Raw genomic sequence first — 13,282 nt, 5'->3', positions numbered from 1 at the left:
TGGCGCGAGGGACCTAGCATGGGATTCAACTGCGGCATCGTCGGCCTGCCCAACGTCGGCAAGTCCACCCTGTTCAACGCCCTGACCAAATCCGGCATCGCGGCGGAAAACTTCCCCTTCTGCACCATCGAGCCGAACAGCGGCATCGTACCGATGCCCGACGCCCGCCTCGATGCGCTGGCCGAGATCGTCAAGCCCGAGCGCGTGATCCCGACCACCATGGAATTCGTCGACATCGCCGGCCTGGTCGCCGGGGCGTCCAAGGGTGAAGGCCTGGGCAACAAGTTCCTCGCCAACATCCGCGAGACCGACGCCATCGCCCACGTCGTACGCTGCTTCGAAGACGAGAACGTCATCCACGTTTCCAACAGCGTCGACCCCAAGCGCGACATCGAGATCATCGACCTCGAACTGATCTTCGCCGACCTCGACAGCTGCGAGAAGCAACTGCAAAAGGTCGCGCGCAACGCCAAGGGTGGCGACAAGGACGCCCTAGTGCAGAAAGCCCTGCTGGAAAAGCTCATCCCCCACTTCACCGAAGGCAAACCCGCCCGCTCGCTGATGAAGAACATGGGCGATGACGAGAAGCGCGTCGTACGCGGCTTCCACCTGCTGACCAGCAAGCCGGTCATGTACATCGCCAACGTCGCCGAAGACGGCTTCGAGAACAACCCGCACCTGGACGTCGTGCGTGCCATCGCCGAGGAAGAAGGCGCCATGGTCGTGCCGGTGTGCAACAAGATCGAAGCCGAGATCGCCGAATTGGACGATGGCGAAGAGAAGGACATGTTCCTCGAATCCCTCGGCCTCGAAGAGCCCGGCCTGAACCGCGTGATCCGCGCTGGCTACGAATTGCTGCACCTGCAGACCTACTTCACCGCTGGAGTAAAGGAAGTCCGCGCCTGGACCGTCCGCGTCGGCGCAACTGCCCCGCAAGCCGCCGCTGTGATCCACACCGACTTCGAAAAAGGCTTCATCCGTGCCGAAGTCGTCGCCTACGACGACTTCATCCAGTTCAAGGGCGAACAGGGCGCGAAGGAAGCCGGCAAATGGCGCCTGGAAGGCAAGGACTACATCGTCAAGGACGGCGATGTGATGCACTTCCGCTTCAACGTCTAAGCGCCCGCCAGACCCGAAAAAGCCCCGGCCACGTGCCGGGGCTTTTTTATGTCCACCCCGCCCTGCCGCTCATCGCGAAATTTCCGCAGTACCGGCTAAACGATTGATAGATCAGAACAATATTCAAGAAAAGGGGTTGACACCCCCCCTCGATCTGCGGAAAATGCGCGCCACTCGGCTACATAGCTCAGTCGGTTAGAGCGCAGCATTCATAATGCTGATGTCCCAGGTTCAAGTCCCGGTGTAGCCACCATACAAAACAAAGGGTTAGCGAAAGCTAGCCCTTTGTGCTTTCTGGGGTAGTGACTACGAAGTGACTACACCCTGTCTACCAAAGCTAAAGCATCGTATAGACCACAGCTGCAACCAGCAGCGCGGCCAAGGCGATTACCAGCCTCTCGAACCACGACAGAAATCTCCCCACCGGACGCCCTATCATTCTCTGATAGGTGGTGTAGGTCGATACTGCCTCCAATAGCATTGGAATCCCCAGGATCGCTACTAGCGCGACCAGTTTCATCTATTGAGCCTCCTTGCTCGCGGTTGGTATCAACCATTCCAGGGATTAATCAGCGCAACCCCGAAGCCCTCGAAGTGGCGGACATTCCGTGTAGCGATCTGCAGGCCGTGAAGCTTGGCGATTGCAGCGATCTGCCCATCCGCCATATCGGCAATCTTTCCCTTGGCCTCACTGTCTGCCGCCAACTCTGCGTAGTGCACTGCTGCATCCGCATCGAATGGCAGGATCCTTCCGGCAAAGTCCTCTTCGAACATTGCAATGGCCACATCCTGTAGCGCTTGCCTGCGCTTGCCTTCCGGCATCCTGGCGATGCCATAAAAGATCTCAGCCACCGTGATCGAGCAGATCAGCAGATCCTGGGTAGGTTGAGTATCGATCCAGGTAACCACCGCCGGATCCGGCTTGGCTCTCATGAGTTCCGACAAGACATTGGTGTCGAGCAGAATCATTCGTCAAAGTCCGCAGCCCGAGCCTCAGCCTTACGTGTTGGCAGCTCAATCTCTGCCCCGCCAACCGACGCAAAGCGGGCATGAATACGGCTTCCCAAACCACCTTGCTTTTCTTTCGGAAAGAGCGCCTGGGCGAGGATCACTCGGACCTCCTCTTCCATCGAGCGGCCATGATTCGCGGCTACCACTCGGAGCTTGGCTTTAAGGTCTTCATCTAGGTTTCTAATCGTGATGCTGGCCATAGAGCCCTCCAAGCGGAATCAATGCAATCATTGATATCATATGAGAAGTGGAGATGGCTATGCGAGCGCAGGCAGACGCCCGGCCAAGCTGTTCGCGCTTCCTATCCTTCCTATGCCAGATCAGGTCCTATTCGCGATACGTCGGCTGGGCAAAAGCCCCAAGGAAGTGGAGGGGGTGCAGGAAGGCTCAGAAGACACATGTGTCGAAAGCAGCCTTACGGGAAAGATTGATGGCTTCCTTCTCGCCCTAGCGCGCTTCGGTAAGGACGCAATCAGGTACTCAACGTCAAGCCAAACTTCACTGATTGCCGCGCGATGACATAGCTGCGAAACACTTGGCTCATCTTGTAAATACGAAAATCGAGGAGCCGGTAACGATCTACATCCGTGACTTTTTCCGGGAAAGAAGCGGCCACCGCTCTCTGGAAGAGATGTATTCGCTACCGTGAGCGAATACACAGATTTCATGCTTGGCACCGTACGAGGATTCATCCTTGGGGTTCTCGCAATACAACTACGGACGCAGCACCTAAGCCATCCCAGCTTCCCAGCTTCCCAGCTTCCCAGCTTCCCAGCTTCCCAGCTTCACTTCGAACAGGATGAGCTGCCCGCCTCCCAGTTCAATTGCCAAGATGTCGAATTGATCCCGACAGCACCGCTCGCACAGTAACGCTCAAGCCGTGCAATCCCCTCATATTGCTTGTTGATCACCCTCATATTGCAGTACATCGCTCACTATCGATTGCTCTGATAGGAATCGACCTATACAAATAAATCAAGCTGAACAAACCCATAAGAACAGCCTTCTAGGTTTATTTAATCCCATACCTAATATACGAGAGCTTTATCTCAGAAAACTAAGCGCGACTTTGTTTTTACGCAAAGCCACGCAATGCCATCTATAAAGGAATAATTTAATGGACAATAAAATATTAATCTCACACCGCATTACTCTCACCTTATTTCTAACCATATCCATCCTCCCACCCGCTTTTAGCGCCGATTATTATTTCTGGACCTACAACTCAGGAAGTGCTCCTCGCTACACCTCCCCACTTCCTGCCTGTATAGATTTCAGAGCTGAAGTCCACAACAACAACAGCTTTTACACGATCGCAAAAGATGACGGCTCATACTTTTTCAGCGAAAGCAATTATCAATGTAGAGTCAAGCTAACCGCACCGAAAGGACAAACATTCTCTACAAGCAGGATATATCTCCGAGGCGGAAATGGCTGCCCTCCGGACCGTGTGTACAACCAAACCACCGGCGAGTGCGCCAACGACAACCAAAAAGGCTCAGCAGACCTTAAATCCTGCGAAGCTGAGCCAATCAATGTTTCCATTGGAAATAACTATTTATCTGAAACAGACTACTCGTCAGGAAAATCTTTGCCGTTAACTTTTATTAGGCGCTACAACAGTAGTGATGGCCTTTGGCGTCATAATTTTTCAACACACTTGCGGTTTGCGGGAAGCAAATACGCTTCTGTCGTAATGAATGATGGACGTGAGCATTTTTTCATCATAGATGGAGCCACCGTAACTTCTGATACGCCCGCCTCAGGAACACTTAGCAAGGTCTTGAATGGGTGGAACTATCTGTCGACTAACAACGAAATCTTCCAGTTCGACAATACCGGCAAGCTTACTCAATGGACGATGTCCACTGGTACTGCCGTTCAGTTGTCATACTCTGATAATCAAATCACGATCATCAGTAACTCTGGCGACAGCCTCAGTCTAATTGAAGACCAGCACAGCCAACCCCTTACCTTGAGCACTACAAGCGCACAGATAATTTATGAGTACGACAATAAAAATCACCTAAAATCTCGTGTCACGTCCAGCAAAGGGAAAACCTCTCTACGCCAATATCATTATGAAGACACACTAAGCAGCAAGTTACTAACAGGTATCACGAACGAAAATGGTGTTCGTTATGCGACCTGGTCCTATGATGATCAGGGGCGGACTCTTTCTAATGAACACATCAATGGCACCGCAAAGATGATGTTGGCTTACCATCTTGATGGTTCAACGACTGTAACCAACGAACACGGCAAAGAAACTACCTACCGGTTCCAAGCGATCCAAGGTATAAAGCGCATCACAGATATTGAAGGGCAGCCGTCTCCCAACTGCGCCAGCAGTAACTCGACCTTTACCTACGATGCGCGCGGTCTACTGCAAACCAAAACTGACGCAAAAGGCAATGTTACCACCTACGACTACAACGCTCGGGGTCTTGAAACCAGTCGGACCGAGGCCTCCGGCACTCCGCAGGCTCGCACCATTACCACCGAATGGCACCCAACGCTTTACCTGAAAACCAAGGTCACTGAACCGAACCGCATCACCACCTACCAGTACGACACCCAGGGCCGCCAGACCGGCCAGATCGTCACCCCCCGCTAAACACCAAGGAAGTCATCATGCAGGTACATCCCATGTACAGGCTGGGCGCGCTCGCCTTTACCTGCGGCCTCGCGTTTCCCGTGACAGCCTGGTGTGCGCAGCCGGATCTATAGCCATCAGCATACGGTCGTGCAAAGCAAAGATATTGAATTCTATTACCGATCCATTCGGCCGTATCAACTCTTAGATTTGCCTTATCAAGAACCCAATAAATTAACAGCTGGGATCGAAAACTTTTAACTTCACGGACAATGACCATGAAAAACACCAGGGCTTCCAATCACACCCCTGCTACCCATGAGCCCCCCCCACAAAAATACTACCCTCAAAGAAATTTATTTCTGCTTAGCCTTATTGCTACCTTCCGCACCGTCCTTTGCCGTTGATTATTACTGGACGTATCCTTTTGGTCAAAATATTAAATTTGGTGACATGGAGTCTGCCTGTTTGGCTGCTACGAAGTACTACACTAGCGCCAACGGATATACATGGCTAAGCGGTGGCATTTATGGATACACCTATTACCCGGTACAAGCTCAATGCACTTCCACCTACGTCGCTCGCTCAGGCCAAGTAATAAACAATCATAGTCTTAACGCGTTAAAAATTAATCGCTATGGTAACGAATGTACCAATGGACAAACAATCGATCCATCGATCGGCGGCTGCAGCTTTGGTGAACAAAAAGGAAAAACCTCAATAAACACTTGCTCGAGCTACCCAGCAAGCCCCTCGATAGGTAACAGATTCTATGAGTCTAATGACTATTATTCTGCAAGCTCCGGCCTAGAATTCACTCGTAGTTACAATAGCGTGGACGGCTACTGGCGGCACACTTACTCGTCGCGCCTACGAATTATAAGCGGGCAATCAATTACTGTAGTTCTCGCGGACAGCAAAGAGGCATACTTCACAACTTTCAACGACGTGATAACTCCTGTTTCAAACTCGAAAGGGAGTCTAATTAAAACCGACATTGGATGGGAATTTTCAACCCCCAACAACGAGAGATTCATTTTTGATAAAAATGGAATTCCACTAGAGCAAAAGACTAGTTTCGGCCGAACAGTCAATATTGACTACAGCAATGGCAATTTCATTGTGACAGATGAGTCTGGGAATAGCCTTTACTTCACTGAGGACAGCAAACACCAACCATCAACACTGAATGCTCCGGGGCTTTCTGTAGTTTACAGTTACGATAACATTGACCGTCTCATGACAATAACACGCACCGCCGGCGGAACGTCTCAGCAGCATCAGATGCTTTATGAAAACTCCAACAACACCAGACTATTGACTGGCGTACTGGATCAGAGTGGTAATCGAGTAGACAACTGGACCTATGATGACCAAGGCCGCGCAACTTCAAGCGAAAGAGCTAGTGGATCGAACAAAATTAGCTATACCTACAACGCTGACGGTTCCACTACTGTCATCAACGAGTATGGAAAAGGGAGAACTTACCGATTCCAATTGATCAAGGGAATTCAAAAGGTCTCTTCAATTGAAGGTGAGCCGACATCCAATTGCCCATACAGCAAAACAAGCTTTACATACAACTCCAATGGCCTACTCCAAACTGATAAGGATGCCAAAGGCAACCTCACCACCTATGACTACAACGATCGCGGCCTAGAAACTAGCCGCACAGAAGCGTCCGGCACCCCGCAGGCACGCACCATTACCACCGAATGGCACCCAACGCTTTACCTGAAAACCAAAGTCACCGAACCAGACCGCATCACCACCTACCAGTACGACGCCCAGGGCCGCCAGACCGGCCAGATCGTCACCCCCCGCTAAATACCAAGGAAGTCATCATGCAGGTACATCCCATGTACAGGCTGGGCGCGCTCGCCCTTGCCTGCGGCATCGCTATGTCCGCGACAGCGGCAGAGCGTAGCTGGAACTACACCTACACCGCCCAAGGACTGATCGAAACAGCCGACGGCCCACGCACCGACGTGCAGGACGTCACCCATTACACCTACGACGCCAAGGGCAACCTCACCAAGGTCACCAACGCTCTGGGTCAGGAAACCCTCTTGGGCAATTACGATGATCGTGGCAACCCCGGCACCATCACCGATGCCAACGGAGTGGTCAGCACCCTGACCTACAGCGGCGTCGATCCCAAGCTTGCGAGTATCACCACCGCCGGCAGCACCACCAGCTTCGAGCACGATGCGGTCGGGCAACTGACCAAGATCACCCGTGCTGACGGTAGTTGGCTGCAGTACACCTACGACCCGGCGCGTCGATTGACTGCGATCACCAACAACCTTGGCGAGCGTGTGGAGTACGACGTCGACGTGGCCGGCAAGCGCACTGCGCAGCGCCTGAAAGACGCCACCGGCACGCTGAAGCAGCAACAAAGCTGGGTCTACGACGAACTGGGCCGCCTGCTGCGTTCGGTCGGCGCCGGCGCGCAAACCGATCACTACCAGTACGACCTGAACGACAACCCCACTGGCCATACCAATCCGCGCCAGTTCAGCAGCTCCAGCAGCTTCGACGCCTTGGATCGACTGGTCAGCCAGACCGACGCCCTGAATGGCGTCACCCAACTGGGCTATGACGCCCAGGACAACCTGACCAAGGTGCAGGATCCGCGCGGCGTCACCACGCGCTACGAATATGACGCCCTGGGCAACCTGACCAAGCTGATCAGCCCGGACAGCGGTACCAGCACCTTCGAGTACGATGCCGCCGGCAACGTCACCAAGCAGACAGATGCCCGTGGTGTAGTCGTGACCTTTAGCTACGACGCGCTGAACCGACTGACAGCCCGTCACTATCCGGCCACACCGGCACTGGATGCCAGCTACAGCTACGACGCCACGGCGGGTGGCAACGTCGGCATCGGCCGCTTGACCGCTATCCAGGACGGTAGCGGCACCCTCGCCTACCGCTACGACGCTCGCGGCAACCTGATCGAGCAGGCTCGCAGCCTGAGCATCAACGACCAGACGCTGGCAGACACCGTGACCTTCCAGTACGACGCCGCTGACCAGCTAGTGGGCATCGGGTATCCGGGCGCTGTGCAAGTGGGATATCCCCGCAATGCGGGCGGACAGGTCGCCAGCGTGACCCTCGCCCTCGATGGCGGCAGCATCACCAATGTGGCCAGCGGCATCAGCTACCTGCCCTTCGGCCCGTTGCAGCAACTGACCTGGGCCAATGGTATCCAGCTCAACCGCCAGTACGACCAGGACTACCAACTTACCCGCCAGGACGTCGGCATTTGGCGTAACGACTACCAGCGTGACGCGAACGGCAACATCACCGAACTGGCCACCAACATCTGGGGCACGCTGAGCTACGGCTACGATGCGCTAGATCGCCTGACCAGTGAGAATACCGCCAGCAAGCAAGGCAGCTACAGCTACGATGGCGTAGGCAACCGCACACAGCGCCAAGTCACCGAGAATGGCGCAACAGCGACCACAGCCTATCAATACGCCAGCGACAGCAACCGCCTGACCGCCATCGACGGACAGACCGTCAGCACCGACGCCGCCGGCAACCTGACCCAGGACCGCGCCAGCCGACTGCTCGGCTACGACGCGCAGAATCGCTTGGCCACAGTGAAGATCAATGGTCAGCAGGTGGCGGAGTATCGCTACAACAGCCTCGGCCAGCGTGTGGCCAAGCTCACCGGACAGGGATTCACAACTTACCTGTACGGGCCGGACGGCCAGTTGCTGGCGGAAAAAGGCTACGACGGCATCGGCACACCTCAGCGGGGCCAGGTATACCTGTGGCTGGACGGCATGCCGATAGCCAGCGTAGAGAAGCAGGGCAATGGGACATCGCGCGTCCTCTACCTGCATAGTGATCACCTGAATACCCCCCGATTGGCAACCTCTGGGACCCGGGATCTCGTATGGCAGTGGCAGTCGGATGCTTTCGGCAATGGAGCACCTAATGAAGATCCTCAGGGAAGTGGGCATCAGACGGTGCTGAATCTTCGTTTTGCCGGTCAGTACTACGACACAGAGAGCGGACTGCACTACAACTACCTCCGCGATTACGATCCGGAGACTGGGCGATATGTGAAGAGCGATCCAATTGGGCTTAATGGTGGTCTGAATACTTATGGCTATGTCGAAGGAAATCCAGTAAAAAATATCGACCTCTACGGCCTTGAGCCTAATACCCCTTACGAAACCTTTAGCACTGCTCAACGAGAAATGCTTATTGATCTGCGTGCTAAGGGAATTTCCACAGGATTTGAGTGGACTGCGAGCATTTACAAACTCAAGGAAGACTGCTATACATTTTGGGCTTATTCAGAGCCTACCACTGATAATAGTAGAAACCGTGTAACGCCTCAAAGCCAAATGAGCTCTGAATATCCCATATATGAACATGGACATAATCACCCTGGAAACACTCCACCATCAGATCTCGATAAAAAGTTCTCAGAAGAAAGCAGAACCCCCGTATCTGTAGTGACTCATGACGGAAAAATTTATACTTACTATCCAAAGTCCGCAAAAAAAGGATTCCATGGAACTAGAGATGGCACCCCCCTTCCATAAGGAGATCCAATGAGATTCCTTAAAACAACCTGCTCAGCCTTAGCATTACTTCTCTTATCATTTCAACTCGCCTTTGCTGGCAACGCGAACACAAAGGGAGTAAATGCCAGCTTACTCGACATCCTAAAGAACCAGCCAGAGGGGTCTAGAGTTTATCAATTTAGTCGGACCGGGGTTGAAAAAGCTGACTCATCGATTTTTACATTAATACTTAACAACAACGAGGCCGGCTCGTATCTGAATGTTCGGAACACCTCATCCGGCAAAGAAATCAACTACAAGCTTAATCCGGGGCAAGTTTCCAATCTTGTAAACTTCGAGGCTGCCTCCCAATTCTGGAGACTTCCTGAGCATGCGGGGAAAAATGGACTAGACGGCGCGCTATGGCAGTTGGAGGGGGTCAAAGCCAATAAATATCACAAAACCATAAGATGGTCTCCTCTGCCCCCCTACTACAGCAGCATTATGGATAAGAACGGAGAAATAGTTAAAAACCCCGCCACTCCAATTGGTTCAGACTTAAAGCAATCAGACGAGGTGGGACTTGATATGTTCTGCATAATTATAATGCTTACACAACCAAATTTTTCTGAAGACCTATTTTGAGGGACCTTAATTTCCAACCAAGCCCGGGTTTACCTGGGCTTTTCTTTCCGGTTATATCAGCCTATGGGAACCCTCTTCATTCAGAGCGATGCTGAATTTATTACCACCAAACCACATGGCTTTTTACTATAGAATTTCTGAATAGAAATCTATTCGACCATAACCTATATCCACTGCTCTAATGACCCAAGTAAATTTTACCCTGTGCAACTGGCGATAAACGCATCGCCGACTCCAGGTGTTCAGGCAATAAGTGCGCATACCGCATGGTCATCGTGATCGACGAGTGTCCCAGGATCCGCTGCAGCGTGAGGATGTCCCCTCCTCCCATCATGTAATGGCTCGCGAAGGTGTGGCGGAGAATGTGGGTGAGCTGTCCCGGCGTCTGGAATCCGCAGCGCTCATAGGCGCAACGAAAGGCGGCGCGGCACGACATGAACAGGCGGCCAGTTCCAGGCATGCCCACCTTGAACATCAATTGCTCCAGCTCGGCCGGGATCGGTACTGAGCGGCTCTGGCGGTTCTTCGTCCGGTGGTAGTGGACCTTTCCCCCATGCACGGCCCCACGGGCGATGCTCTCGGCCTCTTCCCAGCGGGCACCTGTAGCGAGGCATAGGAGAGCGACCGGGTACGTGTGGTTGTTCGTGCTGGCCTTGCACTCCTCGAGGAGCTGGGCGACCTGATCCAGGGTGAGGAAGGTCAGTTCGACCTGATCGGTCTTGATCTGCCGGACGTTGGCCAGTGGGTTTTCTGCGCGCCATGAGCGGAGGCGGATCAGCTCGGAGAAGATGGCCGGCAGGTAACGTTGCTCCCGGCTGACCGTCTCGGGTTCAACTTCGGTCAGCCAGCGTTGCCGCTAGCGTGCTCATGCGAGTGAAGCAATCTCGAAGGCCCGCCAATCTCCAAGGCTTTGCCCCCGAAAGAACCCGCTTACGCCACTCAATCAACGTCCTCGATAAGTTCCAAGAAATCGCTCCTCGCATCATTCACCTTTAACGACACCCGATGTCCTGCAAAGTCTTCCCGCGCATGATGAATCAAGTCGCCCAACGCTTCGCCGCGCGTAGCCGCGGATAACCATTCCTCAAAGTTCTCCGGCGCCAGCACCACGGGCATGCGGTGGTGAATATGTTCGATGCTCGGCGCAGCGGACTTGGTCAACAGGGCGCAGGTCAGAACGGGCTCGCCGTTGGGGTTTATCCACAGGGACCAGAGGCCGGCAATGGCGATGATGGGGTCGGTGGAGCTGTGGATGAAGTACGGCTGATGGACCTGGCGGCCGGCAGCGTTGCGCAGGGTTTCCTTCTCGTTCCACTCGTACCAGCCCAGGGCGGGCATCAGGCAGCGGGTGCTGCGCATGGCTTGGCGCCAGAGGGGTTTGCCGGCGGCTTCTTCGCTGCGGGCGTTGAAGGAGATACGAGGAGGAGTGGACTCCTTCCACCAGGTGGGGATCAGGCCCCAGCGGGCGGGTAGCAGTTCAAGCTGGCCGCTTTCGTCGTAGCGCAGGATGGGCACGGCCATGGTCGGGGCGACGTTGTAGCAGGCTTCCAGCCAGCGCGGTGGCGTGCAAGCGCCGATATGCCAGTAGCGTTCGATGGCGGCCTCTTCGGGGCTGACGTAGCGTCCGCACATGCCGGGCACCTTGGGGAGGATGGTGCTTTCAGCGTAGTTCCCGGCGGTGGCCACCGGACATCATGGCGACCGGCGAGATCGGTCAATCAGTCCAGCCGCTGCAACACGCCCTGCCCGATCACCTTGGTGGTCTTCCCACCGAAGTCCACACTCCCCTCCTCCGTCAGGAAGCCATCCACCGCCGCATCGATCCGGTCGGCCAGTTCGGGGAGTTGCCAGTGGTGCTGCAGCAACATGCCGGCGCTGAGGATGGCGGCGAGTGGGTTAGCGCGGCCAGTGCCGGCGATATCAGGCGCGCTGCCATGGACGGGTTCAGCCAGGGCTAGACCGGCACCGAGGTTGAGTGAGGGCGCCTGCCCCAGGCCGCCGCCCCAGTGGCTGGCGAGGTCGGAGAGGATGTCGCCGAAAAGGTTGGTGGTGACGATCAGGTCGAAGGCTTCCGGTCGCTCGACCAGTTGCAGGGCGGCGACGTCGACCAGGCGTTCGTCGAGCACGTCGCTCCAGCCGTCTTCGGCCAGCCGGTCGCGGCAGGTATCGCGGAACAGGCCGCAAGTCAACGGCAGGACATTGGCCTTGTGCACCAGGGTGATGCGCCGGGCATGGCGCGCGCGGGCCAGTTCGGCGGCGCCAGCGGCGAGGCGTTCGCAGGCCGCGCGGCTGATAACACGTTCGGCGATGGCGACGCCGTCGGCTTCCCAGTGCTCGCGGCCGCTGTAGAGGCCTTCACTGTTTTCCCGCAGGACCAGCAGGTCGATGCCGGCGCGCGGCGAAACCACCGGGCGCGAGCGCACGGGACGCATGTTGAGGTTCAGCGCCAGTGTCTGACGCAGGCTGAGGATGGCGCTGCGGTAACCCTCGACCTTGTGGCTGGGTGAGGACACGGCACCGAACAGCCCGGCGCCGCAGGCGCGCAGGCGTTCGTAGGTGGTGGCGGGAACGGAGGTGCCGTGGCGCTGAAAACAGTCCCAGCCGGCTTCGGCTTCTTCTACCTGCAGATCGGGCAGCAGACGCTGCAGAACCGCCACGGCGACCGGCACGACCTCGCGGCCGATACCGTCACCGGGGATGACGCACAGACGTTGGCTCAAGATTGGCCGAGCGGGCGCAGGCGGTACTGCGGCGGCAGTTGGTCGAGGCCGCTGACGGTGACGTTGAGGTCTTTCCAGATGCCGTCCTTGATGCCGTAGATGCAGCCATGCACGGATATCTTCTGGCCACGGTGCCAGGCGTTCTGGACGATGCTGGTGTGGCTGACGTTGGCGACCTGCTGGATGACGTTGAGCTCGCAGAGGCGGTCGACGCGCTCCTCTTCCTTCTCGAACTGGGCGAGGTGGTCGCGATATTCGTAGGCCAGGTCGCGGATGGTGCGCAGCCAGCCGTCGATCAGGCCGAGTTGGGTGTGATGCAGTGCAGCGCGCACGCCACCGCAGCCATAGTGGCCGGTGACCAGGATGTGCTTGACCTTGAGCACGTCGACGGCGAACTGGATGACCGACAGGCAGTTGAGGTCGGTGTGCAGCACGACGTTGGCGACATTGCGGTGGACGAACAGGTCGCCCGGCAGCAAGCCGACGATCTGGTTGGACGGCACACGTGCATCGGAGCAGCCGATCCACAGGTATTCGGGAGTCTGCTGGCGGGCCAGTTTGGCAAAGAAGTCGGGGTCTTCCTGCTTGATGGCTTCGGCCCAGCGGGCGTTGTTATCGAACAGTTCCTGCAGATCGCTCATGTCCGGCTCCTCATCATTGGC

The 13,282-nt window shown here is 55.6% G+C and carries 11 protein-coding genes, 1 tRNA gene and 1 pseudogene; 6 read left to right on the top strand and 7 right to left on the bottom strand.

Annotation, left to right across the window (positions count from 1 at the left end; translation table 11 throughout):
• Window positions 1-18 precede the first annotated feature (18 nt).
• Window positions 19-1,119, top strand: coding sequence for a redox-regulated ATPase YchF (ychF, locus tag ACNFH5_RS29415; protein WP_088419110.1), 1,101 nt, complete (start codon window positions 19-21; stop codon window positions 1,117-1,119).
• Between the two features lie 176 nt (window positions 1,120-1,295).
• Window positions 1,296-1,372, top strand: a tRNA-Met gene (locus ACNFH5_RS29410).
• An 84-nt stretch (window positions 1,373-1,456) separates the two neighbouring features.
• On the opposite strand, the gene ACNFH5_RS29405 is transcribed toward ACNFH5_RS29410, so the two are convergent.
• Genes ACNFH5_RS29405 through ACNFH5_RS29395 form a run of 3 tightly spaced genes read right to left on the bottom strand, consistent with a single transcriptional unit; the run spans window position 1,457 to window position 2,330 of the window.
• Window positions 1,457-1,639 carry a hypothetical protein gene (locus tag ACNFH5_RS29405; protein ID WP_416752289.1) on the bottom strand — a complete coding sequence of 61 codons (183 nt, stop codon included), beginning with the start codon at window positions 1,637-1,639 and terminating at the stop codon, window positions 1,457-1,459.
• A gap of 29 nt (window positions 1,640-1,668) precedes the next feature.
• Complete coding sequence (locus ACNFH5_RS29400; protein WP_416752287.1) at window positions 1,669-2,088, bottom strand: type II toxin-antitoxin system VapC family toxin; 420 nt, start codon at window positions 2,086-2,088, stop codon at window positions 1,669-1,671.
• The gene (locus ACNFH5_RS29395; protein WP_416752285.1) at window positions 2,085-2,330 is read right to left on the bottom strand and encodes a FitA-like ribbon-helix-helix domain-containing protein; all 246 of its coding nucleotides are present in this window, start codon (window positions 2,328-2,330) and stop codon (window positions 2,085-2,087) included. Before ACNFH5_RS29395 ends, ACNFH5_RS29400 begins: the two co-directional genes overlap by 4 nt.
• Before the next feature lie 917 nt (window positions 2,331-3,247).
• Between ACNFH5_RS29395 and ACNFH5_RS29390 the strand changes: the two genes are divergently transcribed.
• The 4 genes from ACNFH5_RS29390 to ACNFH5_RS29375 all read left to right on the top strand — a co-directional run bounded on the left by ACNFH5_RS29390 (window position 3,248) and on the right by ACNFH5_RS29375 (window position 9,900).
• On the top strand, window positions 3,248-4,747 hold the full coding sequence (locus ACNFH5_RS29390) for an RHS repeat domain-containing protein (protein ID WP_416752283.1): 1,500 nt from the start codon (window positions 3,248-3,250) through the stop codon (window positions 4,745-4,747).
• A 297-nt stretch (window positions 4,748-5,044) separates the two neighbouring features.
• Entirely contained in the window at window positions 5,045-6,553 is a 1,509-nt protein-coding gene (locus ACNFH5_RS29385; RefSeq protein WP_416752281.1) for an RHS repeat protein, read from the top strand.
• 17 nt (window positions 6,554-6,570) lie between these two features.
• Window positions 6,571-9,294 (top strand): RHS repeat-associated core domain-containing protein, encoded by a 2,724-nt coding sequence (locus ACNFH5_RS29380; RefSeq protein WP_416752279.1) that lies wholly within the window; start codon window positions 6,571-6,573, stop codon window positions 9,292-9,294.
• Between the two features lie 9 nt (window positions 9,295-9,303).
• A complete protein-coding gene (locus tag ACNFH5_RS29375) occupies window positions 9,304-9,900 on the top strand; it encodes a hypothetical protein (protein ID WP_416752277.1) in 597 nt (198 codons plus the stop codon).
• A gap of 178 nt (window positions 9,901-10,078) precedes the next feature.
• On the opposite strand, the pseudogene ACNFH5_RS29370 reads toward ACNFH5_RS29375, so the two are convergent.
• The 4 genes and pseudogenes from ACNFH5_RS29370 to can all read right to left on the bottom strand — a co-directional run.
• Window positions 10,079-10,756, bottom strand: a pseudogene (locus ACNFH5_RS29370) (tyrosine-type recombinase/integrase); the annotation flags it as partial.
• A gap of 83 nt (window positions 10,757-10,839) precedes the next feature.
• Entirely contained in the window at window positions 10,840-11,586 is a 747-nt protein-coding gene (locus ACNFH5_RS29365; protein WP_416752275.1) for an SOS response-associated peptidase, read from the bottom strand.
• 32 nt (window positions 11,587-11,618) lie between these two features.
• Window positions 11,619-12,620 carry an isocitrate/isopropylmalate dehydrogenase family protein gene (locus tag ACNFH5_RS29360; protein WP_416752273.1) on the bottom strand — a complete coding sequence of 334 codons (1,002 nt, stop codon included), beginning with the start codon at window positions 12,618-12,620 and terminating at the stop codon, window positions 11,619-11,621.
• Window positions 12,617-13,261: a carbonate dehydratase gene (can, locus tag ACNFH5_RS29355; RefSeq protein WP_416752271.1), complete on the bottom strand. Its 645-nt coding sequence runs from the start codon at window positions 13,259-13,261 to the stop codon at window positions 12,617-12,619. The genes ACNFH5_RS29360 and can overlap by 4 nt, the downstream gene beginning before the upstream one ends.
• Window positions 13,262-13,282 lie beyond the last annotated feature (21 nt).

This window comes from Pseudomonas sp. NY15435 (assembly GCF_048068295.1).
Taxonomy (GTDB): Bacteria; Pseudomonadota; Gammaproteobacteria; order Pseudomonadales; family Pseudomonadaceae; genus Pseudomonas.
The sequence above is the reverse complement of the archived record's forward strand: the minus strand, read 5'-3'. Positions and strand labels throughout refer to the sequence as shown.